22 protein-coding genes, 1 other RNA gene and 1 pseudogene are annotated in these 21,855 nt (G+C 67.8%); 13 read left to right on the top strand and 11 right to left on the bottom strand.

The window, feature by feature from the left end; genetic code table 11:
• Positions 1-58 precede the first annotated feature (58 nt).
• Complete coding sequence (locus CSW62_RS22885; protein WP_099581788.1) at positions 59-1,099, top strand: ribonucleotide-diphosphate reductase subunit beta; 1,041 nt, start codon at positions 59-61, stop codon at positions 1,097-1,099.
• 155 nt (positions 1,100-1,254) lie between these two features.
• Positions 1,255-2,127, top strand: a complete 873-nt coding sequence (locus tag CSW62_RS22880; RefSeq protein ID WP_099581787.1) for a 2-dehydropantoate 2-reductase — start codon at positions 1,255-1,257, stop codon at positions 2,125-2,127.
• A gap of 4 nt (positions 2,128-2,131) precedes the next feature.
• Here CSW62_RS22880 and CSW62_RS22875 read toward each other — a convergent pair whose 3' ends face one another.
• Entirely contained in the window at positions 2,132-2,554 is a 423-nt protein-coding gene (locus CSW62_RS22875) for a DUF6491 family protein (RefSeq protein WP_099581786.1), read from the bottom strand.
• A 149-nt stretch (positions 2,555-2,703) separates the two neighbouring features.
• Entirely contained in the window at positions 2,704-3,960 is a 1,257-nt protein-coding gene (locus CSW62_RS22870; RefSeq protein WP_099581785.1) for a dicarboxylate/amino acid:cation symporter, read from the bottom strand.
• 320 nt (positions 3,961-4,280) lie between these two features.
• Between CSW62_RS22870 and CSW62_RS22865 the strand changes: the two genes are divergently transcribed.
• Entirely contained in the window at positions 4,281-5,735 is a 1,455-nt protein-coding gene (locus tag CSW62_RS22865) for an AMP nucleosidase (protein ID WP_099581784.1), read from the top strand.
• A gap of 155 nt (positions 5,736-5,890) precedes the next feature.
• On the opposite strand, the gene CSW62_RS22860 is transcribed toward CSW62_RS22865, so the two are convergent.
• Entirely contained in the window at positions 5,891-7,129 is a 1,239-nt protein-coding gene (locus CSW62_RS22860; protein WP_099581783.1) for an acetyl-CoA C-acetyltransferase, read from the bottom strand.
• Positions 7,130-7,208: 79 nt separating this feature from the next.
• Positions 7,209-8,150, bottom strand: coding sequence for an NAD(+) diphosphatase (gene nudC, locus CSW62_RS22855; RefSeq protein WP_099581782.1), 942 nt, complete (start codon positions 8,148-8,150; stop codon positions 7,209-7,211).
• A gap of 91 nt (positions 8,151-8,241) precedes the next feature.
• Between nudC and ffs the strand changes: the two genes are divergently transcribed.
• The 7 genes from ffs to def all read left to right on the top strand — a co-directional run bounded on the left by ffs (position 8,242) and on the right by def (position 13,633).
• Positions 8,242-8,342: signal recognition particle sRNA small type (ffs, locus tag CSW62_RS22850), an RNA gene on the top strand.
• An 86-nt stretch (positions 8,343-8,428) separates the two neighbouring features.
• Positions 8,429-10,285: a DNA polymerase III subunit gamma/tau gene (locus tag CSW62_RS22845; RefSeq protein WP_099582424.1), complete on the top strand. Its 1,857-nt coding sequence runs from the start codon at positions 8,429-8,431 to the stop codon at positions 10,283-10,285.
• A 151-nt stretch (positions 10,286-10,436) separates the two neighbouring features.
• Complete coding sequence (locus CSW62_RS22840) at positions 10,437-10,766, top strand: YbaB/EbfC family nucleoid-associated protein (RefSeq protein WP_099581781.1); 330 nt, start codon at positions 10,437-10,439, stop codon at positions 10,764-10,766.
• 126 nt (positions 10,767-10,892) lie between these two features.
• Positions 10,893-11,495 (top strand): recombination mediator RecR, encoded by a 603-nt coding sequence (recR, locus tag CSW62_RS22835; protein WP_099581780.1) that lies wholly within the window; start codon positions 10,893-10,895, stop codon positions 11,493-11,495.
• A 113-nt stretch (positions 11,496-11,608) separates the two neighbouring features.
• The gene (locus CSW62_RS22830; protein WP_099581779.1) at positions 11,609-11,761 is read left to right on the top strand and encodes a hypothetical protein; all 153 of its coding nucleotides are present in this window, start codon (positions 11,609-11,611) and stop codon (positions 11,759-11,761) included.
• A 70-nt stretch (positions 11,762-11,831) separates the two neighbouring features.
• Positions 11,832-13,103 (top strand): DNA recombination protein RmuC, encoded by a 1,272-nt coding sequence (gene rmuC / locus CSW62_RS22825; RefSeq protein WP_099581778.1) that lies wholly within the window; start codon positions 11,832-11,834, stop codon positions 13,101-13,103.
• Between the two features lie 8 nt (positions 13,104-13,111).
• Complete coding sequence (gene def / locus CSW62_RS22820; RefSeq protein WP_099581777.1) at positions 13,112-13,633, top strand: peptide deformylase; 522 nt, start codon at positions 13,112-13,114, stop codon at positions 13,631-13,633.
• Positions 13,634-13,668: 35 nt separating this feature from the next.
• On the opposite strand, the pseudogene CSW62_RS27160 reads toward def, so the two are convergent.
• A pseudogene (locus tag CSW62_RS27160) lies at positions 13,669-13,754 on the bottom strand (hypothetical protein); the annotation flags it as partial.
• Positions 13,755-14,378: 624 nt separating this feature from the next.
• Positions 14,379-14,858, bottom strand: a complete 480-nt coding sequence (locus CSW62_RS22815; RefSeq protein WP_099581776.1) for a cupin domain-containing protein — start codon at positions 14,856-14,858, stop codon at positions 14,379-14,381.
• A 64-nt stretch (positions 14,859-14,922) separates the two neighbouring features.
• Between CSW62_RS22815 and dapE the strand changes: the two genes are divergently transcribed.
• Positions 14,923-16,083 carry a succinyl-diaminopimelate desuccinylase gene (gene dapE / locus CSW62_RS22810; RefSeq protein WP_099581775.1) on the top strand — a complete coding sequence of 387 codons (1,161 nt, stop codon included), beginning with the start codon at positions 14,923-14,925 and terminating at the stop codon, positions 16,081-16,083.
• A gap of 15 nt (positions 16,084-16,098) precedes the next feature.
• Positions 16,099-17,019 (top strand): glutaminase, encoded by a 921-nt coding sequence (locus CSW62_RS22805; protein WP_099581774.1) that lies wholly within the window; start codon positions 16,099-16,101, stop codon positions 17,017-17,019.
• A 120-nt stretch (positions 17,020-17,139) separates the two neighbouring features.
• On the opposite strand, the gene truA is transcribed toward CSW62_RS22805, so the two are convergent.
• The gene (gene truA / locus CSW62_RS22800; RefSeq protein WP_099581773.1) at positions 17,140-17,883 is read right to left on the bottom strand and encodes a tRNA pseudouridine(38-40) synthase TruA; all 744 of its coding nucleotides are present in this window, start codon (positions 17,881-17,883) and stop codon (positions 17,140-17,142) included.
• Complete coding sequence (gene fmt, locus CSW62_RS22795) at positions 17,883-18,809, bottom strand: methionyl-tRNA formyltransferase (protein ID WP_099581772.1); 927 nt, start codon at positions 18,807-18,809, stop codon at positions 17,883-17,885. The genes truA and fmt overlap by 1 nt, the downstream gene beginning before the upstream one ends.
• 115 nt (positions 18,810-18,924) lie before the next feature.
• Here fmt and CSW62_RS22790 point away from each other — a divergent pair, with 115 nt between their 5' ends.
• Positions 18,925-19,281: a cell surface protein gene (locus CSW62_RS22790; RefSeq protein ID WP_099581771.1), complete on the top strand. Its 357-nt coding sequence runs from the start codon at positions 18,925-18,927 to the stop codon at positions 19,279-19,281.
• Between the two features lie 137 nt (positions 19,282-19,418).
• Here the strand turns inward: CSW62_RS22790 and dapD are convergent, their stop codons facing one another.
• From dapD to argB, 3 genes are read right to left on the bottom strand one after another with little or no spacing between them, the layout of a single operon-like run.
• Positions 19,419-20,273: a 2,3,4,5-tetrahydropyridine-2,6-dicarboxylate N-succinyltransferase gene (gene dapD / locus CSW62_RS22785; protein ID WP_099581770.1), complete on the bottom strand. Its 855-nt coding sequence runs from the start codon at positions 20,271-20,273 to the stop codon at positions 19,419-19,421.
• Positions 20,270-20,935, bottom strand: a complete 666-nt coding sequence (locus CSW62_RS22780; protein ID WP_099581769.1) for a pyrimidine 5'-nucleotidase — start codon at positions 20,933-20,935, stop codon at positions 20,270-20,272. The genes dapD and CSW62_RS22780 overlap by 4 nt, the downstream gene beginning before the upstream one ends.
• Positions 20,932-21,846: an acetylglutamate kinase gene (gene argB, locus CSW62_RS22775; RefSeq protein WP_099581768.1), complete on the bottom strand. Its 915-nt coding sequence runs from the start codon at positions 21,844-21,846 to the stop codon at positions 20,932-20,934. The genes CSW62_RS22780 and argB overlap by 4 nt, the downstream gene beginning before the upstream one ends.
• Positions 21,847-21,855 lie beyond the last annotated feature (9 nt).

Here is a 21,855-nt window from a genome sequence, read left to right as displayed (position 1 = left end):
GGCCTGCCGTAGCCTTAAGCCTACCCCGTCCGCTCGATTCTCGCTCCCGAGGCCCGCCATGTCTGCTCCGTCGTCGCTCATCCTGCCCGGCCTGATGACCCCGTCGGGCGGCTACAAGCCGTTCCGCTATCCGTGGGCCTACGACTTCTGGAAGACCCAGCAGCAGGTCCACTGGATGCCCGAAGAGGTGCCGCTGGGCGAGGACCTCAAGGACTGGGCCGTCAAGCTGAACGACAAGGAACGGAACCTGCTGACGCAGATCTTCCGCTTCTTCACCCAGTCGGACGTCGAGGTGCAGGACAACTACATGGAGCGCTACGGCCGGGTGTTCAAACCGACCGAAGTGAAGATGATGCTGGCCTCGTTCGCGAACATGGAGACGATCCATATCGCGGCCTACGCCCTGCTGCTCGAGACCATCGGCATGCCCGAGACCGAGTTCTCGGCGTTCATGGAATACGAGGCCATGAAGGCCAAGCACGACTACATGCAGACGTTCGGCGTCGAGACCAATGCCGACATCTGCCGCACCCTGGCGATGTTCGGCGGCTTCACCGAGGGCCTGCAGCTGTTCGCCTCGTTCGCCATGCTGATGAACTTCCCGCGCTTCAACAAGATGAAGGGCATGGGCCAGATCGTCTCGTGGTCGATCCGCGACGAGAGCCTGCACTGCGACGGCATCATCAAGCTGTACCACGCCTTCAACAAGGAAACCGGCGCGGTGACCAAGAGCGTGGCCGACGACATCGTCGACTGCTGCAAGACCGTGGTCGGCATGGAAGACAACTTCATCGACCTGGCCTTCGAGGCCGGCGACATCCAGGGCATGACGCCCGAGGACATCAAGGCCTATATCCGCTTCATCGCCGACTGGCGCCTGCGCCAGCTGCAGCTGCCGGAAGTGTACGGCGTGAGGGAAAACCCGCTGCCCTGGCTGCAGTCGCTGCTGTCGGGCGTCGAGCACGCCAACTTCTTCGAGGCCCGGGCGACCGAGTACTCCAAGGCCGCCACCAAGGGCCAGTGGCACGGTTCGGACGGCGTCTGGACCAGCTTCGACGAGATGATGAAGAAGCGCACGGACCTGACCCCGGCGCAGTAAGGTCTGATCCCTTCTCCCCTTGCGGGAGAAGGTGTCATCCGCAGGATGACGGATGAGGGGGTTCTCGGCGCGTCCGTGCGACCCCTCACCCGACCCGCTTCGCGGGCCACCCTCTCCCGCAAGGGGAGAGGGTTTTGTTTTGAGGAGCTTCCAGCATGACCACCATCGCCTTGATCGGCCCCGGCGCCATCGGCGGAACTCTGGCGACGTGGCTGGGGCAGCGCGACGACCTCGACTTGACCGTCTGTGTGCGGACGCCGGTTGAGCGGCTGGTGCTGGAAACCCCGGACGGCGAGGTGATCGCCACGCCGCGTTTCGCGACCTCGCCTGAGGGCCTGGCGCCGGTCGACTGGGTGCTGGTGGCGACCAAGGCCTATGACGACGTGGCCGCCGCGCCGTGGCTGAAGGCGCTGGTCGGCCCCCAGACCCGCGTGGCGGTGATCCGCAACGGCGTCGAGCACCGCGAGGCTTTCGCCGGGCGGGTGGCCGATGAGAACCTCGTGCCGGTCATCGTCGACTTCCCGGCCGAGCGGCCGGCGCCAGGCGTGTTCCGCCAGCGGCGCTATGGCTGGATCCGGGTGGAGGAAGGCGCGGCGGGCGAGGCCTTCGCGGCGCTGTTCGCTCACACGCCGATCGACGTGGCGACGACCGACGACTTCGTCTCGGTGGCCTGGCGCAAGCTGGCCCTGAACGCGGCCGGGGCGGTCAACGCCATGACCCTGAAGCCCTCAGGCGTGGCGCACGATGAGGGCGCGGCCAGCGTCATGAAGGCGCTGGTGGCCGAGTGCGTGGCGGTGGGCCGGGCCCAGGGCGCGATCCTGCCGGACGACCTGGGCGACCAGGTCGTCGACGGCTACCGCCAGGGTCCGCCGGACATGGTCAACTCGCTGCTGGCCGACCGTCAGTCAGGTCGGCCGATGGAGCTGGACGCCCGCAACGGCGTCATCGCCAGGCGGGGCGCGGCGCACGGTATCCCGACGCCCGCCAACAGCATGATCGTGGCCCTGCTGAACGCAGCGGCGGGTTAGCCTTTTACGGCTGATACTTCTTCGGGATCGCCTTGATCTCGTCGGGGGTCAGCTTGGTGATTGTCTTGGCCCGGATCGGGATGGGCATGCCCATCCCGTCGCCGACACGCAGGTCCAGGTCCAGCGGGCCGCAGACGCTGTCGGGGCCGCGCACGACCGACACCAGATGCGTGCCGGGCCAGGTCAGCTGGTTGGAGCCCCAGGCCAGGTCGACGCGATAGACGTCGCGGCCGCGGACCTTCATGTACAGGGTGTTCTTGTCCGGGGCGGTCCAGCCGCGCCAGTCGGACAGGTAGAAGCACTGGCGGGCGGGCTTGACGGCCTTGGTCGGCGCGTCGCCCTGAGCCGCCGAAGCGGCCGAGGCGCCCATGCCGGCCACAGCCAGCCCGATCAGCGCCGCGCGCGCGATGTGGGTGATCTTGCTCATGACGTCGTCCTCAAAAGCCCCTCGGCTCAAGAGATTGGACCTCGCCAGGGGCTTGTCAAGTTTTTACTGTACATTTGAAACTGTACACGAAAAAGCCCGCCTCCTGGTTGGGAGGCGGGCTGTTCGCTAGCCGTTGCAGGCTAAGGGGCTCAGGCTTTCGCGGGTTCCGCGTCGGGCCGGATCTCGTCCAGCTCGCCTTCCCACTTGGCGACCACGGCGGCGGCGACGCTGTTGCCGACGACGTTGGTGGCCGAGCGGCCCATGTCGAGCAGGTGGTCGACGCCGAGCACCAGGGCGATCCAGGCTTCCGGCAGGCCGAAATAGGTGAGGGTGGCCATGATGACGACCAGCGAGGCGCGCGGCACGCCGGCGATGCCCTTGGACGTCACCATCAGCAGCAGCAGCATGAAGATCTGTTGCTGGACCGTCAGATGCACGCCGTGGGCCTGCAGGATGAACACGGTGGCGAAGGTGCAGTACAGCATCGAGCCGTCGAGATTGAACGAATAGCCCAGCGGCAGGACGAACGAGACGATGCGACGGCGCACGCCGATCTTGGGCAGGCTGTCGAGGATGCGCGGATAGGCGGCTTCCGACGAGGCGGTCGAGAAGGCCAGCAGGGCCGGCTCGCGGATCACGCCGAACAGCGGGATCACCCGCTTGCCCAGCACCAGGAAGCCGGCGACGAACAGCAGCAGCCACAGCGTGCCCATGGTGGCGTAGAAGCCCAGCACGAACTTGCCGTAGACGGCCAGCATCGACAGGCCCTGAGTGGCGATGGTCGAGGCCAGGGCGCAGAAGATGGCCAGAGGGGCCAGCTTCATGACGAAGCCGGTGACCTTCAGCATCACCTGGGCGCCTTGCTCGGCCAGTTCCAGGATGTGCGGGGCCTTGTTGTCCAGCGAGGCGACGGCGGTGCCGACGAACAGACTGAAGACGACGATCTGCAGGATCTCGTTCTTGGCCATGGCTTCGAAGATCGAGGCCGGCACCAGATGGGTCAGGAAGCCCTGCAGGGTGAAGGTTTCGGTCGAGGCCGCAGGGGCGTTGGCGGTGCTGGCGACTTCGGTCAGGTTCAGGCCCGCGCCGGGGTGCAGCAGGTGCACCATCAGCAGACCCAGCAGCAGCGATACGGCCGAGGCGCTGATGAACCAGGCCATGGTCTTGGCGCCGATCCGGCCTACGGCGGCGGCGTCCTCCATGTGGGCGATGCCCGCGACGAGCGTCGTCAGCACAAGCGGGGCGATGATCATCTTGATCAGCCGCAGGAAGAGGTCAGTTCCCATCTTGAACCACTTGACCGCTTCTTCGGTCTGGGCCGGGTCGAGGAACTGATTACAGGCCCAGCCGACTGTGACCCCCAGGATCATGGACGCGATAATCAGATAGGCGAAGCGCTTGTTCATGAATCCCCCTGGCGTCAGTCGCGACGTCGACGGCCTTGTTCTGGTGTTCGGAAGGAACGACGTGCGAGAACGCTCGCGCCGCCATCTGCCCCCTCCTTGAGCATTTCAGCCCTTGTGGCCGACCGGCGCGGGTTCGTCCATGCCCTTGAAGTGGTCCGGCCTGGCTTCGGGCGAGCCACGCCGAATAAACAGGCTCATCCCATAGACGGAAGCGCGCTCTGCTTCCTCACCCTCACCCACACCTTTGCTAAGTAATAAATCGTTCCCATTTCGCCGGGCCGGCGTCTCGCCAACGTCGCAAAACGTCGCTATAAGGACCCATGTCAAACCAAGAAAAAGCAATGGCCGTCGTCGAACGGCTGAATGACGAATACGAACGCGCCGTCGACGCTCTGCGGACCGCCCTGCGCGCCTATCTCGAAAATGGAACCCGCCCGGACCCGCAGACGCGGTTCGACGGCACGTTCGCCTATCCCGAGCTGCGCCTGACCTACGACCCGGAGGCCCTGCCGCCCAAGCTGGCCCGGTCCTACGCCCGCGTCAGCCGTCCCGGCGTCTATTCGACGACCGTGACCAAGCCGGCCCAGTTCAAGGACTATCTGGTCGAGCAGCTCAGCCTGCTGATGGACGACTTCGACGTCGAGATCGAGGTCGACCGCTCCAACCAGGAGATCCCCTATCCCTACGTGCTGGACGCCACCATCGACCTGAACCAGGCCGACGTGCGCAGCGAGGACATCGCCAGGTTCTTCCCGACCACGGACCTGGCCTTCATCGGCGACGAGATCGCAGACGGCGTCTGGAACCCGGCCCTGGAGGAAACGCGTCCGCTGTCGCTGTTCGACGGCCTGCGCACCGACTTCTCGCTGGCCCGCCTGAAGCACTACACCGGCGCCCCGGCCGAGGACGTGCAGCAGTTCATCCTGTTCACCAACTATCACCGCTATGTCGACGAGTTCGTCCGCTGGGGCATCGAGCAGCTGCAGCAGCCTGACAGCCCCTACACGGCCCTGTCGTGCTCGGGCGGTGTGACCATCACCGCCGACACGCACAATCCAGAACAGGTGATCGCGGAGTCGAGCTGGCGCAAGCACCAGATGCCGGCCTACCACCTGATGGCCCCGGGCGGCGCGGGCGTGACCCTGCTGAACATCGGCGTCGGCCCGTCCAACGCCAAGACCATCTGCGATCACCTGGCTGTTCTTCGTCCTCAAGCCTGGCTGATGATCGGCCACTGCGGCGGCCTGCGCGACACCCAGACCATCGGCGACTACGTCCTGGCCCACGCCTATCTGCGCGACGACCACGTTCTGGACGCCGTGCTGCCGCCGGAAATCCCGGTGCCCTCGATCGCCGAGGTGCAGCGCGCCCTCTACGACGCGGCCAAGGCGATCAGCGGTGACAGCGGCGACCAGCTGAAGAAGCGCCTGCGCACCGGCACCGTCGTCACCACCGACGATCGCAACTGGGAACTGCGCCACAGCCTCTCGGCCCTGCGCTTCAACCAGAGCCGGGCGGTGGCCATCGACATGGAGAGCGCGACGATCTCGGCCCAGGGCTATCGCTTCCGGGTGCCTTACGGGACGCTGCTGTGCGTGTCGGACAAGCCCCTGCACGGCGAGATCAAGCTACCGGGCCAGGCCAACGCCTTCTACGAGCGGGCGATCAGCCAGCACCTGCAGATCGGGATTTTGACTTGCAAGCTGCTGCACGCCGAAGGCCCGAACCTGCACTCACGCAAGCTGCGGGCCTTCGACGAGCCGCCGTTCCGGTAAGCTCAGCACAGGCCCCCACCTGACCTGCTTACGCAGGTCTGTCCGCCCCCAAGCGGGGCGGAGAGGAAGCCTGCCCCCTCTCGCCGGGCGCCTGCTCTCCTCCCCCTCTTGGGGGAGGGGGACCGGCGGAGCCGGTGGAGGGGGTCAGCGCCGCCCTACATCCGCTCCACGATGATCGCCGGGGCCATGCCGCCCGCCGCGCACATCGTCACCAGGCCGCGCTTCAGGTCGCGTCGCTCCAGTTCGTCCAGGATCGTGCCGATCAGGATCGAGCCCGTCGCGCCGATCGGGTGGCCCAGCGCCATGGCGCCGCCGTTCACATTGACCTTGTCGCGGTCCAGCTTGAGGTCGCGGATGAACTTCTCGGCGACCACCGCGAAGGCCTCGTTGATTTCCCAAAGATCGATGTCGTCGACGCTCAGTCCGGCCTTGGCCAGGGCCTTGCGCGCGGCTGGGACCGGCGCGTTCAGCATCAGGGTCGGGCTGTCGCCGACATTGGCCATGGCCAGCACGCGGGCGCGGGGCTTGAGGCCATGCTTGCGGGCATAGTCGGGCGAGGCCATCAGGATCGCCGCCGCGCCGTCCACGACGCCCGACGAATTGCCGGCGTGATGGATGTGCTCGATCGCCAGGTCCGGATAGACCTGCCGGATCAGGCCGCCATAGGTGGTGCCGGCCTCATCCAGGGCGAACTCGGCCATGGCGGCGAACGCGGGCTTCAGGCCGGCGAGGCCCTCGGCGGTGGTCTGCGGACGGGGAAACTCCTCGCGGTCCAGGGCCAGGCTTCCATCCTCCTTGAACACGGGCACGAGGCTCTTGCTGAACCGGCCTTCGCGGATGGCGGCGTCGGCGCGCTGCTGGCTGACCAGGGCCAGGTCGTCGACGGCCTGGCGGTCGATGCCTTCCAGCGTGGCGATGGCGTCGGCGCAGACGCCTTGATGGGACTGGGGATGGCGAGCCCGCAGGCGCAGGTTGCCATTGTCCATCATCGGGATCGCGCCAGGCGTCGCCGTGGCGGCGGTGTAGGACATCATCTCCGTCCCGCCGGCGATGACCAGGTCCTCCATGCCCGACATGATCGAGGCGGCGGCCAGGTTGGCGACCGTGATGCCCGAGCCGCAGAAGCGGTCCAGGGTCATGCCGCTGGCCTTGACGTCGTAGCCCGCGTCCAGCGCCGCCATCCGGCCCAGGTCCCCGCCCTGCTTGCCGCGCTGGGTGGAGGTGCCCCAGAGGATGTCGTCGACGTCCGCCGTGTTGAGGTTGTTGCGGCTGGCCAGGGCGCTCAGCACGCTGGCCGCCAACTGCTGCGGATGGATGTCGGCCAGCGCCCCCTTGCCGACCTTGCCGATGCCGCGCGGCGTGCGGCAGGCGTCGATGATCCAGGCTTCGCCCATCGGTGTTTCCTCCTGTTGTTGGCAGGAGTGAACCGAGGGCGCCGCTGGGGCAGTCCAGTGTCTTTTTAGGCGGAGCCGTTCAGGCCTCTTCGGCCCAGGCCTTGATCAGCTGATGGGCGATGGCCAGGGAAGGCGGGCAGAACACACCTTCCAGTTCGCCCTTCAGAAGTTGCGCCGTCTCTTCCTTCGAGAACCAGCGCACCTCCTCCAGCTCGGTCTGGTCCGGGGCGGCGTCGGCGCTGTCGACCTCGGCGATCAGGCCCAGCATCAGCGAGCCAGGCCACGGCCAGGGCTGGCTGGAGTGGTAGCGGACGGACGTCGCTGTCAGTCCCGCCTCTTCCTTCAGCTCGCGGGCGCAGGCCTCTTCCATGGTCTCGCCGGGCTCGATGAAGCCGGCCAGGGCCGAGAACATGCCCTTGGGCCAGGCCGCCTGGCGACCCAGCAGGCATTTGCCCTCATAGACCGCCAGCATGATCGCCACCGGGTCGGTGCGCGGGAAGTGCTCGGCCTCGCAGGCCGGGCAGACGCGCTTCCAGCCGCCGTCGGCGACCTCGCTCTTCTGGCCGCAGTTGCTGCACCAGCGATGGCGGCGGCGCCATTCGAACATCGACTTGGCGGTGGCCAGGATCCCGGCGTCGGCGGGCGGCAGGGTCGCGGCCGCGCCGCGCAGTTCCTCGAATCGGCCCAGGCCCTGCAGCGGCCCCTCGGCCGGGTCGGCGGCGGTGTCGATATCGACGGCGAAAACCGCGATGTCCTTCCACAGGCCCATATAGAGCAGCTTCTCGTTCCCGCCGGCCAGGTCCTGGGCCATGTCGGCGCGCAGATAGGCGATCTGCACTCCGGTGGGCTTGCCATCCTCGCCGAGGACGTCCTCGACCAGCGGCTTGCCGTTCCACAGCGCCACGGCCAGGGATTCGGGGTCGGCCAGCTTTTCGGCGATGAAGGCCTCGTCGCCGCGACGCTCGCTGTCGCGGTTCAGGGGGTTGCCGGCGAAGGTGTTGGTAATGATCGACAGAGCCATTTCGACTCTCTAGCGCGAGCGTGATTGTTCGTCACGACGTCGCATTCGCGTCATGCGCCTTGCATCCGCCGCGATGAGTCGCGATATAGGCCTCGGAGATCGGCGCGGACGGAGTCCTCGCCAACCTGGTCAGGGCCGAGAGGCAGCAGCCACAACGAGATCAGCTTTGGGTCGCTGTCGGTCTCCACCCTTCCCCTTTTCCTGAAATCTGTCAGCAGATGGTCGGTCCGCTCGGGCCGGGCCTTTTGCTGCGCCCTTCGCGCCACTACACTCAGCCCATGGCCGACCTCGACGATCTCTCGCCCGATTCCGCGCCGCCGTGGGACGAAGCTCCCCCCAAGGAAGACTTGGCCGAGCGCGACGAGAACACCGCCGACATCTTCGGCGATGCGCCGGCGGCCGCGCCTGCGCCGGTCGCGCAGGCGCGTCCCGTGGTCGAGTCCCCGCCCGAGAGCGAGAAGGGCGACGCCTATACGGTTCTGGCGCGGAAATACCGTCCGCGCACCTTCGAGGACCTGATCGGCCAGGAGGCCATGGTCCGCACCCTGGCCAACGCCTTCTCGACCGGCCGCATCGCCCACGCCTTCATGCTCACCGGCGTCCGCGGCGTCGGCAAGACCACGACCGCGCGCCTGCTGGCCCGGGCGCTCAACTACGAGACCGACACCGTCAAGGGCCCGTCCGTCGACCTGACCGTCGAGGGCTATCACTGCCGCTCGATCATCGAGGGCCGGCACATGGACGTGCTGGAACTCGACGCCGCCTCGCGCACCAAGGTCGACGAGATGCGCGAGCTCTTGGACGGGGTGCGCTACGCCCCGGTCGAGGCGCGCTACAAGGTCTACATCATCGACGAAGTGCACATGCTGTCGACGGCGGCGTTCAACGCCCTGCTGAAGACGCTGGAAGAGCCGCCGCCGCACGCCAAGTTCATCTTCGCCACCACCGAGATCCGCAAGGTGCCGGTGACGATCCTGTCGCGCACCCAGCGCTTCGACCTCCGCCGGGTCGAGCCGGACGTGCTGGTCAAGCACTTCGACAAGATCTCGGCCAAGGAAGGCGCGCGGATCGAGATGGACGCCCTGGCCCTGATCGCCCGCGCGGCCGAGGGTTCGGTGCGTGACGGCCTGTCGCTGCTGGACCAGGCCATCGTCCAGACCGATCGCGGGGCCACGGTCACCGCCACCGTGGTCCGCGACATGCTGGGCCTGGCCGATCGCGGCCAGACCATCGCTCTCTTTGAAAACGTCATGGCCGGCAAGACCAAGGACGCGCTGGAGGGCTTCCGCGCCTTGTGGGGCTTCGGGGCCGACCCGGCGGTGGTCATGCTCGATGTCCTCGATCACTGCCACGGCTCGGCGGTGTCCAAGGCCCTGGGGCCCGACGCCTTGTCGATGCCCAAGGAGCAGGCCGCCCGCCTGGCCGCCATCGGGGCCCACACCTCGGCCGGAACCCTGTCGCGTCTTTGGCAGATGCTGCTGAAGGCCCACGAGGAAGTACGCCGCGCGCCCGACGCCATGGCGGCGGCCGAGATGGCCCTGATCCGCCTGTGCTACGCCGCCGACCTGCCCGGTCCGGAAGAGGCCCTGAAGGCCCTGCGGGACGGGACGCCCGTCGGCGGTGGCGGCGGTCCGGGTGGCGGAGGCTCTATCGGCGGCGGCTTGGCTGGCGGTGCGACTTCGGCCGCCCACGCGCCGATGACCATGGCCGCGCCCGGCGCCCAGGCCATGCCGGTGCTGGCCTCGTTCGAAGACGTCATGGCCTTGATCGCCGCCCGTCGCGACATCGGCCTGCGGCTGGACGTCGAGCAATATGTCCGCCCGATCAGCTTCCGCCCCGGCGCCCTGACCTTCGAGGCCGCTCCCGGCGCGCCCGGCAATCTCGCGGGCCGGCTGGTCCGCTTCCTGAAGGAGCACACCGGCCAGCCCTGGCTGGTCGCCGCTGAGGGCGGCGGCGGGGCCGAAAGCCTGATGGAGCGCCAGAAGCGCGAGGACCGCGAGGCGCTGGAAGAGATCAAGAAGGATCCCTTCGTCTCCTCGGTCCTGTCGGCCTTCCCGGGCGCCGAGATCGTCGAGATCCGCAAGCTCCTCACCCCGGAGGCCCCGCCCCTGGAGCCGGACGAGGAAGAGGGCTGAACCATTTCCCTTCCCCCTTGATGGGGGAAGGGTAGGGATGGGGGTGACTGCTGAGGTGGCGGCCATGCGCTGCATCTACCGCCGTATCACCCCACCCCCTGCCCCCTCCCCATCGAGGGGAGGGGAACGTGAACAGACTGGAGACGACGCGATGAAAGACCTCGGCGGCCTGATGAAGCAGGCCCAGGCCATGCAGCAGAAACTGGCGGACGCCCAGGCGCGTCTGGCCGAGAGCACCGTCGAGGGCGCCTCGGGCGGCGGCATGGTCACGGTCGTGCTGAAGGGCACGGGCGAACTGGCCAAGGTGCGGATCGACGAAAGCCTGATCGCGCCGGGCGAAGGCGAAGTGATCGAGGACCTGATCGTCGCCGCCCACGCCGACGCCAAGAAGAAGCTCGACGCCAAGCAGGCCCAGATGATGCAGGACGCCGCCGGCCCGATGGCGGGCCTGATGGGCGGCATGCCGGGCATGAAGTTCTAGGCTGGCGGAACCGATATCCACGTCCTTCGACAAGCTCAGGATGAGGATATCTACTGAACCGACAATCACCCTCACCCTGAGCCTGTCGAAGGGCGTGGGTTATGCACCGCCTCCGCAAAGGACCTGATGGCCGCCTCCGCCGGACCCGAGATCGAGCGCCTGATCGCCCTGCTGTCCAAGCTGCCGGGCCTGGGACCGCGTTCGGGCCGGCGGGCGGCCCTGGCTCTGCTGAAGAAGCGCGACACCCTGCTGGCGCCGCTGGCCCTGGCCATGGCCGAGGCCCAGGCCAAGGTCCGCACCTGCGGCGTCTGCGGTTCGCTGGACGTCACCGATCCCTGCGCCATCTGCTCAGACGGGACGCGGGACGTGCGCCTGCTGTGCGTGGTCGAGGAGGTCGGTTCGGTCTGGGCCATGGAGCGCGGCGGCTCGTTCAAGGGGCGCTACCACGTGCTGGGCGGCCTGCTGTCGGCCCTGGACGGGGTAGGGCCGGAAGCGCTGCGGATCGGCGAACTGGCGGCCCGGGTCGCGGACGGAGAGGTGGCCGAGGTGATCCTGGCCCTGCCGGCCACGGTCGATGGCCAGACGACCGCCCACTACATCGCCGACCGCCTGGCCCGGACCAACGTGCCGGTGACCATGCTGGCGCGCGGCGTGCCGGTCGGCGGCGACCTCGACTGGCTCGACGACGGCACGATCGCCCAAGCCTTGCGCGCCAGACGACCCGCCTGAGCGGAATCCTGGGGATCGCGCCGGAATCCGGCTGACAGCTTGGCCGTCCCGCGCCAATCTCCGCCCCGCCGCGTTCGGCGAGCCGCCGACGCGTCCGTGGAGGGACTGATTACATGAGCACGCCCGAAGACAAGGCTCCCGAAGCCGAAACCGAAGCCCCGCACGTCGCCAAGGTCGGCGTCGTCGACAAGGGCCACAACGTCACCGGTTTCGCCGGCGAGCCGATCAACGGCCTGATCGCCGACCTCGCCGACGGCGACGACTGATCTCGCGAAACGGCCGGGCGAAGCGCCCGGCCGCCTTCCGTTCGGCGCTGAACCCCGCTAAGAACGGAGCATGAACTTTTCCGATCCGTTTCTGATCCTGACCATCGTCTTCGCCCTGGCGACGATAGCCTGCGCCCTTTGGGCGTTCGCCGCCCAGCGCCGTGCCGCCAAGGCCGAGGCCCAGGCCTGGATGCTGAACGAGAAGGTCGTCCAGGCCGAGGAGCGTGGACGCCTCCTCGAAGACCAGACCGCCACCCAGATCGAGCTGATCAAGGCCCAGGCCGCCCAGAGCGCCAACGCCATCGCCGAGCAGCTGATCAGACGCGCCGACGAGAACGCCAAGAGCCGCGACAACCTCACCCAGGCCCGCCTGGAGGCCCAGCTGAAGCCGGTGGCCGAGACCCTGGCCAAGTTCGAGGCTCAGGTGACCGCCGTCGAGAAGGCCCGCGCCGAAGAGACCGGCGGCCTCAAGGCCCAGATCGCCCAACTGCTGGAAGCCTCGACCGCCACCCAGACCGAGGCCCGCAAGCTGTCGGCCGCCCTGCGCCGCGGGGCCGGGGTCCAGGGGCGCTGGGGCGAGCAGATGCTGCGCAACGTCCTGGAGATGGCCGGCCTCAAGCACGGGGTGGACTTCACCGAGCAGGTCCAGCTCGACTCCGGCCGCCTGCGCCCCGACGTCGTGGTGCGGATGCCGAAGAACGCCGCCTTCGTAATCGACGCCAAGTGCTCGCTGACCGCCTATCTGGAAGCCCAGGACGCCAGCGACGAGATCGCACGGGAGGCGGCCTATGTCCGCCACGCCGCCAGCCTGCGCACCCATGTGCAACAACTGTCGGCCAAGGCCTATTGGGACGCGCTGGAGATTTCGCCCGACTTCGTGACCATGTTCGTGCCCGGCGACGGCATCCTGACCGCCGCCCTGGAGCGCGCGCCCGAGCTGATGACCGAGGCGATGGACAAGCGCGTGATCATCGTCACGCCCTCGACCCTGTTCGCCCTGTGCAAGGCCGTGGCCTATGGCTGGCGGGTGGAGGAGCAGGCCAAGAACGCCGTCGAGGTCGCCGCTCTGGGGCGCGAACTCTACAAGCGCATCGCCGACATGGGCGGCCACGTGGCTGGCGTCGGCCGGTCGCTTTCGGCGGCGGTCGACAAGTACAACGCCTTCGTCGGGTCGCTGGAGAGCCGCGTTCTGCCCAAGGCCCGCGAGTTCGAGAAGCTGAAGGTCGACCATGGCAAGCCGATGGACGAACTGGAGGCCATCGAAACGGCCGTCCGTCCCATTACCAAGCTTGAAGTGGGGCAATCTCCCACCTTGACGCTCGGAAATGCCCCCACTACCTGAGTGGCATCATGGCTATCCGTCGCATCCTCACCGTCGATAACGCCGCCGACCTGGCGACGCTGAAGAAGATCTCCACCCCGGTGGAGACCGTCACCGACGAGCTGCGCGCGCTGATGGATGACATGCTGGAGACCATGTACGACGCCCCGGGCATCGGCCTGGCCGCCGTGCAGGTGGGCGAGCCCGTGCGGGTGATCACCATGGACCTGGCCCGCGAGGGCGAGGAGCCGGCCCCGCGCTACTTCGTCAATCCCGAGATCCTGTCGACCTCGGAAGACACCCTCGGCTACGAGGAAGGCTGCCTGTCGGTGCCGGAATATTTTGACGAGGTGGAGCGCCCGTCCAAGGTCACCATCCGCTACATGAACTACCAGGGCGAGACTGTCGTCGAGGAGGCCGAGGGCCTGTTTGCCGTCTGCATCCAGCACGAGATGGACCACCTGGAAGGCGTCCTGTTCATCGACCACCTCTCACGCCTGCGCCGCGACCGCGCGATCACCAAGGTGAAGAAGGCGCGCCGGGCGGCTTAAGGGGCGGCTGGCTTAGTCTCCAGAAATCAAAGTCGGCCGTCATCCCGCGCTTCATGCGCGGGACCCATCCGTCCGCCGCAAGTGCGGAGCAGGATGGGCTCTCACGTGAAAGCTGAACCATGGGTCCCGCGCATGAAGCGCGGGATGACGGGGTGTGTAGGTGAAGTGAGAAATCCTTCTCCCCGAGAAGGAGCTCTCCTTCCATCTCACGGCGAGACGATCGCAGGGCTGATCAGGTCACTCAAGGACGACGCTCCGCGTCGCCGCGACGCGGTCGCCGGAGGCGATCCTTGACTGATCTGATCAGCCCTGCACGCTGCAGCCTCCAAGAGATTTAAGGATCTCACCCGACCGGCGGTCGGGTTTCGCCCCTAGTCGTTAGTTGCGAGATACAGGTATTGTCGCGGCATGATTAACGACGACGATACTTGCGTCTGCGCCGACCACGGCACCCAGCACATCACATTTGTTTGTGGCTATATCGTCGCCGTACGCCGTGGCCAGTCGGTTGGCTTCGTATCCGGAGCGCCGGAGAATTAAGCCGAACTTCGGGATGCTTGGTGTGACGGCTGTCACGAATACCTCATGTCACACGGTGGAGAGTGGACGGACGATGGGGTCGATGTCCCCGGCGGCATCAAGATAATATGCGCCGAGTGCTACCGTGTTCGAGAGGCTGATGCTCGGAGCTTGGGTCGCCGCACCATCTACTAGCATCCGCACACCCCAGCCGACCTTGCCCCCCCTACCGCTTCCGCCCGGTCTCCGTCTCATACGGCGTCCCGTCCCGATGCCGGTAAACCGTCTCCCCATCCCGCAGAACCAGGTCGATATCCGGATAGTCACATCCGTCCTGATCCGGTCGCCGCGACCCCACCTCCAGCAGCAGCACATCGCGATCCGAGCGGTTCTGGAAGCAGTGGCCGTTCGCCACCCCGGCCTTGAAGCCCGCGCAGTCGCCGGCTCTCAGCACCGTCTCGCCGTCGTTCTCCACGAGGACGACCTCGCCCTCGACCACCCAGGTGAACTCGTCCTCAGCGGTGTGCCAGTGGCGCTGGCTGGACCAGACGCCGGGCGGCAGGCGCAGCAGGTTCACCCCGAACTGATCGAGCCCCACCGCGTCGCCCAGCTTGGTGCGATGGCGTTGCAGGCAGGGCGCGTTGAACGGCGCGGGATAGGCCGTGCCGACGCGGGTCGGGGCCGAGGCGATATCGATCTTTGGCATCGGGGACCTTGGAAGAAGCTTGCCGGGTTTGCGTCCCGCCGGAGGGAAGCCTAAACCCCGGATCATGACCAGCCCCGCGCCCGTTTCCGTCAGCATCGACCCCGTCGAACTGGCTCAAGCCCTGATCCGCCGCCCGTCGGTGACCCCGGCCGACGCGGGCGCGATGGACACGCTGCAGCGCCAGCTTGAGGCGCTCGGCTTCACCTGCCGGCGCATGACGTTCGGCGAGATCGAGAACCTCTACGCCCGGCGCGGGACGGCGCGGCCGAACCTCTGCTTCGCCGGCCACACCGACGTGGTGCCCGTGGGCGATGACGCCGCCTGGACCGCCGGGCCGTTCGAAGCCGAGATCAAGGACGGGGTGCTCTTTGGCCGGGGCGCGGTCGACATGAAGTCGGCCATCGCCGCCTTCGTCGCCGCCGTGGGCAAGGTTCCCGAGCATCCGGGCTCGATCAGCTTCCTGATCACCGGCGACGAGGAGGGCGTGGCCGAGGACGGCACCGTCAAGGTCGTCGAGGCCCTGGCCGCCGAGGGCGAGATCATCGACCACTGCATCGTCGGCGAGCCGACCTCGGCCAACCTGCTCGGCGACATGGTCAAGATCGGCCGGCGCGGCAGCATTAATGCCTGGATCGCCGTGGACGGCAAGCAAGGCCACGTGGCCTATCCGCATCGCGCCGCCAACCCGATCCCGGTGCTGGTCGACATCCTCTCTCGCCTGCAGAGCCGGGTGCTGGACGAGGGCTATACCGGTTTTCAGCCGTCGAACCTGGAGGTGACCACGGTCGACGTCGGCAACACCGCGACCAATGTCATTCCCGCCAGCGCCAAGGCGCGCGTCAACATCCGCTTCAATCCCGCCCACAAGGGCAAGGACCTGGCCGCCTGGATCGAGGCCGAGTGCCGCGAGGCGGCCGAGGGCTTCTCCGGCCGCGTCGAGGCGCTGTGCAAGATCAGCGGCGAGGCCTTCCTGACCGAGCCGGGCGCCTTCACCGACGTGATCGTGGCCGCCGTCGGCGACGCCACGGGCCGCGTGCCGGAACTGTCGACCACCGGCGGCACCAGCGACGCCCGCTTCATCCGCGCCCTGTGCCCGGTGGTCGAGTTCGGCCTGGTCGGCTCGACCATGCACCAGGTCGACGAGCGGGTCCCGGTCGAGGAGATCCGCCAGCTGGCGGGCGCCTACGAGGCGCTGATCAACCGCTATTTCGCGGCCTTCGCCTAGAGCCGGCGCGTCGACATGAAGGCGCTCTCGATCCCCGATGTGCTGGCCGAGGTGGCGGTGCTGGTGAAGCCTCACTTCGGCAAGGGCCGGCCGGCCGACTACATCCCGGAACTGGCCAATGTGCCGGGCAGCAAGTTCGGCATGGCCGTGCGCACGGTCGACGGCGGCGAGCACGTGATCGGCGACGCCGACGAGGGTTTCTCGGTCCAGAGCATCACCAAGGTCTTCGCCCTGGGCCTGGCGCTCAACCGCCTGGGCGACGAGACCTGGACCCGGGTCGGCAAGGAGCCGTCGGGCACGCCGTTCAACCACCTCTCCCTGCTGGAAGCCGAGGGCGGGGTGCCGCGCAACCCGTTCATCAATGCGGGCGCCCTGGCGATCACCGACGTGCTGATGGACGTCACCCGCGACCCGGCGGCCCTGGTCCGCGACTTCGCCGGCTTCCTTTGCGACGAGCGGCTGGAGATCGATCCGACGGTGGCGGCGTCCGAACTGGCCAACGCCTGGCAGAACCGGGCCATCGCCAGCCTGATGCGCGGAAAGGGCACCTTGACCCACGAGCCCGAGGGCGTGGTGGCCGCCTATTGCCGCCAGTGCGCCCTGACCATGAGCTGCCGCCAGCTGGCGCGGGCCTTCCTGCCCCTGGCGGCCGGTGGCTTCTCGCCGGTGGCCCAGGAGACGGTGTTTCCCGAGCGGCTGACCCGGCGGCTCAATTCCCTGCTGCTGACCTGCGGCATCTATGACAGCGTCGGCAACTTCGCCTATCGCGTCGGCCTGCCGGCCAAGAGCGGGGTGGGCGGCGGCATCGTCGCGGTAATCCCGGGCAAGGCGACCGTGGCGGTGTGGTCGCCGGAGCTGGACCGCTTCGGCACGTCGGTGGTCGGCACGGCGGCCCTGGAGGCGTTCAGCCAGATCACGAATTGCTCAGTGCTGTAGATCCTCCACCGTGAAACGGGGGAGGTGTCGGCGGAGCCGACGGAGGGGGCGAGCTGGATATCGGCCGCGTTGGCCCCCTCCGGCCCTCCGGGCCACCTCCCCCGCGTCGCGGGGGAGGATCTATTCGCCGTACCCCACGCCCACCAGATACAGCCCATCGGCCGGAGCCACCGGCCCACATTCGCGGCGGTCCTTGGCCTCCAGCGCGGCCTTGACGTCGTTCGGCGTCCAGCGCCCGGCGCCGACCTCGACCAGGGTTCCGGTCATCGACCGCACCTGCCGGTGCAGGAAGCTGCGCGCCTCGAAGTCCAGATGGATCTCTTCGCCGACCTGGCGCACGCGGGCGACGTCGAGGGTCTTCACCGGGCTCTTGGCTTGGCAGTGCATGTCGCGGAAGGTCGTGAAGTCGTGCAGGCCGATCAGCGCTTGCGCGGCGGCGTGCATGGCCTCGGCGTCGAGATCCTTCTTCACGTGCCAGACCTTGCCCTTGTCCAGGGCCGGCGGGGCGCGGCGGTTGAGGATCCGGTAGAGGTAGCGGCGCTCATTGGCCGAGAAGCGGGCGTGCCAGTCGCCCTCGGCGATCTCCGCCGACAGGATCGACACCGCTTCGCGGGTCAGGTGGGCGTTTAGGGCGTTGAGCACAGTCTGGGCCGGCCAGTCCTTGTCGAGGTCGACATGCACCACCTGGCCGGTGGCGTGGACGCCGGTGTCGGTGCGGCCGGCGGCGGCGATGCGCACGTCCTGGCCGCTGAACGCCTTCACCGCCGCCTCGATCGCGCCCTGCACCGACGGCAGCACGGCCTGGGCCTGGAAGCCGTTATAGGGCCGGCCGTCATACTCGACGAGGAGGCGGTAGCGGGGCATCAGGCCAGCACGGTTCCGGCCGAGATCGGGAAGCCGCGCGTGAAGGTCTCGGCGTCCTGGACACCCTTGCCTTCGCGCTGGGCCCTGAGCAGGCGCACGGAGCCTTCACCGCAGGCGATGAGAAGGCTGTCGTCCAGAACCATGCCCGGGGCGCCGTCCTGGTCTTCCTGGCGTGACAGCAAGGCTTTCACGCGCACCGACCCCTTGTCCGACGGCGCCTCGAACCAGGCGCCCGGGAAGGGCGAGAGGCCGCGGATATGGGCGTCAACTTCGGCGGCGGGGCGGGTCCAGTCGATGCGGGCCTCGGCCGATTTGATCTTCCTGGCGTAGGTGAGGCCCTCTTCCACCTGCGGCGTCTCGCGGGCGCCGCCGCGCTCGACGGCCGCCAGGGCCACCAGCAACAGGCGGGCGCCGACGGCGGCCAGCTTGTCGTGCAGCGTGCCGGCGGTCTCAAGCTTGTCGATCCGCACCTGCTCGGACATCAGGATCGGACCCTCGTCCAGGCCCTCGCTCATCCGCATGACCTGGACGCCGGTGACCGTGTCGCCGGCCATGATCGCCCGTTGGATGGGCGCGGCGCCGCGCCAGCGGGGCAGCAGGCTGGCGTGCAGGTTGAAACAGCCGTAGGTGGGCGCTTCGAGCACGGCCTTGACCAGGATCTGGCCGAAGGCGACCACGACGGCGGCGTCCAGGTCCAGCGCCTGGAAGGCCTCGATCTCCTCGGCCGTCTTCATCGAGACCGGCGTGCGGACCGGCAACCCTAAGCCCTCGGCGAAGGCGTGGACGGGCGAGGGCTTCAGGTCCTGGCCGCGCCCGCGCGGGGCGGGCGGCTGGGAGTAGACGGCGACGATCTCGTGGCCCGAGGCGACCAGTTCGGCCAGGCAGGTCACGGCGAAGTCGGGGGTGCCGAGGAAAGCGATGCGCATGCCGGGGGTTTAGACGTCTTGGCGGCTTCGCGCAAAGCCCGGAGCCATGGGACCAAGACGGAACCTTGGCCTTGGGCTGCCGTTATGCTGCCGACCTATTTGAAGGAGCACGACCATGCGTTCGATCCTGTTTGTCGCCAGCTGCGCCGTCGCCCTTACCCTCGCCGCCTGTTCGCAGGAACACGCCACCGAGGTGAAGGAAGGCGCGAAGGCCGCCGCCTCCGACATCAAGGACGCCGCCCACAACATCGCCAACGACCCGGACGTCAAGGAAGCCGGCGCGGCGATCAAGGAAAGCGCCAAGGAGACCGGCGCGGAACTGAAGGAAGCCGCCGGAGACGCCACCGACAAGGCTCAGGAACTGGGCGAAAAGGCCGGCGACAAGGCCAAGGAAGCCGGCTCGGACCTGAAGAGGGACGCCAAGGAAGGCGCTGCGGAGAGCAAGCGCCAGGTCCACGAAGCGACGAAGTAGGGCCATATAGATCCTCCCCCGTGTCACGGGGGAGGTGTCGGCGGAGCCGACGGAGGGGGCTCGCTGGAAGTCGGCCGTGTTGGCCCCCTCCGGCCCTCCAGGCCACCTCCCCCGTGTCACGGGGGAGGATCTACAAATCAGTCCCGCAGAAGGTCGTTGATGCTGGTCTTCGACCGCGTCTGGGCGTCGACGGTCTTGACGATCACGGCGCAGTAGAGGCCCGGGCCGCCGTTCGGGTCGGGCAGGTTGCCGGGGACCACGACGCTGTAGGGCGGGACCTTGCCGATGTGGATCTGGCCGGTCTTGCGGTCGACGATCTTGGTCGAGGCGCTGATGAACACGCCCATCGAGAGCACGCTGCCTTCGCCGACCACCACGCCCTCGACGACTTCCGAGCGGGCGCCGATGAAGCAGTTGTCCTCGATGATGGTCGGGTTGGCTTGCAGGGGCTCCAGCACGCCGCCGATGCCGACGCCGCCCGACAGGTGGACGTTCTTGCCGATCTGGGCGCACGAGCCGACCGTGACCCAGGTGTCGACCATCGTGCCTTCGTCGACATAGCCGCCGATGTTCACGAACGACGGCATAAGGATGACGTTCTTGCCGATGTGAGCGCCGCGACGGACGATGGCGCCGGGCACCGCGCGGAAGCCGCCGGCCTCGAACTGCGGGGCGTCCCAACCGTCGAACTTGTTGGCCACCTTGTCCCACCACGGACCAACGGCGCCGCCCAGCGTGCCGGCGCGCATGACGGTGTTGGGGTTGAGGCGGAACGACAGCAGCACGGCCTTCTTCAGCCACTGGTGGGTCACCCACTCGCCGTCGACCTTCTCCGAGACGCGCGCCTTGCCGCTGTCGAGCAGCAGCAGGGCTTCGTCGACGGCGGTGCGGACCGGGCCGGTGGTGGTGGCCGAGACCTCGGCGCGGGCTTCCCAGGCGGCTTCGATCTCGGTCTGGAGGTCGGCCAGGGAGATGGAGGCGTTCGCGGTCATGAAGAGCTTCCTTGCAGGCGGGCCGAGGTCAGGAACCCGGGCAGGTCGTTAGTGCGGAAATGGACGTGTTCGGAGGTCGAGTCCTTGGCGTGCGGCCCGACCAGGATGGTGGTCATGCCCATCCGAGCGGCCGGCACGAGGTTCTTCTCGCTGTCCTCGAAGAAGGCGGTCATCGGCGGATCGATGGCGTGCAGCTTGCTGATCCTGTCGAAGGTGCTCAGCGAGGGTTTCGGCACATAGTCGGCCGTCTCGATGGCGAACACTTCGGAGAACAGGTCGCGCAGGTTCAGGTGGGCCAGCACCCGCTCGGCGTGGCCGACCGAACCGTTGGTGAAGATGATCCGCCGGCCGGGCAGGCGGGCGATGGCCTCGCGCAATTCGGGATCGGGAACCAGGCGATCCATCGAGACGTCGTGCACCTCGTCCAGGAACGCCTTGGGCTCCAGGCCGTGGTTCATCATCAACCCGGCCAGGGTGGTGCCGTGCTCGGTGTAGTACTTCTTCTGCAGCAGGCGGGCTTCCTCGCGGGGGAGGCCCGTTATCCGCTCGACGAAGTCGGTCATCTTGACCTCGATCAGCCCCATGAACTCGCTTTCCAGCGGGTACAGGGTGTTGTCGAGGTCGAACAGCCAGGTGTCGACGTGGGAGAGGTCGGCGCTCATCGCGAGATGAGCGTACCCGCGCCGTGTTCGCTGAACAGCTCGACCAGCATGGCGTGCGGGCGGCGGCCGTCCAGGATGACCACGGCCTCGACGCCCGATTCCACGGCGTGGATGGCGTTTTCCAGCTTGGGGATCATGCCGCCGCTGGCCACGCCGCTCTCGATCAGGCCGCGCGCCTCCTCGATGGTCATCTGGCGGATGAGGTTGCCCTCACCGTCCAGCACGCCGGCGATGTCGGTCAGCATCAGCATCCGCTTGGCCTTTAAGGCGCCCGCGAGCGCGCCCGCGACGGTGTCGGCGTTGATGTTGTAGGTCTGGCCCTCGGTCGAGACGCCGATCGGGGCGATCACCGGGATGTAGTCGGTTTCCGAGGTCAGCAGGGCCTGGATGATGTGCGGGTCGACCTTGGTCGGCTCGCCCACGAAGCCCAGGTCGACGACCTGCTCGATATTGCTGTCGGGATCGCGCTTGGTGCGGGTCACCTTCTCGGCGGTGATCATCCGGGCGTCCTTGCCCGACAGGCCCACGCCGCGCACGTCGGCTTCAGCGCCCGCCAGGGTGATCCAGTTGGCGATCTCCTTGTTGATCGCGCCCGACAGGACCATCTCAGCCACTTCCATGGTGGCTTCGTCGGTGACGCGCAGGCCGTCGACGAAGGTCGACTTGACGCCGGCCTTGTCCAGCATGCGGCTGATCTGCGGACCGCCGCCGTGCACCACCACCGGGTGGACGCCCAGAAGCTTCAGCAGCACCGCGTCGGCGGCGAAGACCTTGGCGACCTCTTCCTGGCCCATGGCGTGGCCGCCGTATTTGATCACGACCGTCTCGCGGTCGTAGATCTGGATGTAGGGCAGGGCCTCGGCCAGGGTCTTGGCGGTGGCCCAGCCGGCTTCCTCGGCGGCTTCGGTCAAGGCAACTGT

The organism is Caulobacter sp. FWC2, from assembly GCF_002742625.1.
Taxonomy (GTDB): Bacteria; Pseudomonadota; Alphaproteobacteria; order Caulobacterales; family Caulobacteraceae; genus Caulobacter.
The sequence above is the reverse complement of the archived record's forward strand: the minus strand, read 5'-3'. Positions and strand labels throughout refer to the sequence as shown.